We start from the raw sequence: 718 nt of genomic DNA, 5'->3' as shown, positions 1-718 counted from the left end.
GCCGCGCTGGACTGAAGTGCCGCCCCGCTTTGCCCTCCTGGGCCCGCCTCAACGGCCGCGCCGGCGTCGGCGCGCAAGCGGCGGTACAGCGCGTCAGAGATCCGCCGCTTGAGGCAGCGCATCGCTTCGCGGCGGGACTTCCCGGCGGCGAGCTTGCGCAGGAAGTACGCCCGGCCCGGAGTGTCGAGGCGGATCTGGGTGGCCGCGGCGATGTGGATCATGTGGTTCATCCGCCGGTTCCCGGCCCGGGAGAGGCGGTGGCGGACGACCTCGCCGGAGGAGGCTTCAATCGGGGCGGTCCCGGTCCACGAGGCGTACCGGTTGCGGTCGACGAAGCGGGCGACGTCGCCGGTGTCGGCCAGGGTGCGGGCGGCCACGACTGGTCCGACGCCGGGCAGCTCCATCAGGGTCGAGCCGGTCGCCAACACCATCTCTTTCAGCTCGCGGGTGAGCGCCTTGACCTTCTTCTCAATTGTCACGAGCTCGGCGATCTGCTCGGCGGCGAGGCGGCGGCGGGTCTTGCCGGCCACGTCCCGTGGCCTGACGGTAGCGAGTATCCGCTTGGCCTGGCCGGTGGTGATGTCTCTCTTTGACTGTCCCGGAACGAGTTCCGACAACAGTCGGTGCACCCGGTTCACGCATTGAATCCTGGCTCGGCTCAGCTCCGCCCGCCGGTCCACCAACAACCGCAGAGCCTCGAGCTGCACGTCGTAGGCCA

General features: G+C 69.9%; 1 protein-coding gene. It reads right to left on the bottom strand.

The annotated features are described in order from the left end of the window. The coding region (locus tag N801_RS19080) for a transposase (protein ID WP_245618524.1) at positions 1 to 638 on the bottom strand (638 nt) is incomplete at its 3' end. Positions 639 to 718 lie beyond the last annotated feature (80 nt).

It is taken from the genome of Knoellia aerolata DSM 18566, from assembly GCF_000768695.1.
Lineage (GTDB): Bacteria > Actinomycetota > Actinomycetes > Actinomycetales > Dermatophilaceae > Knoellia > Knoellia aerolata.
This window is presented reverse-complemented; position numbering and strand designations above follow the sequence as displayed.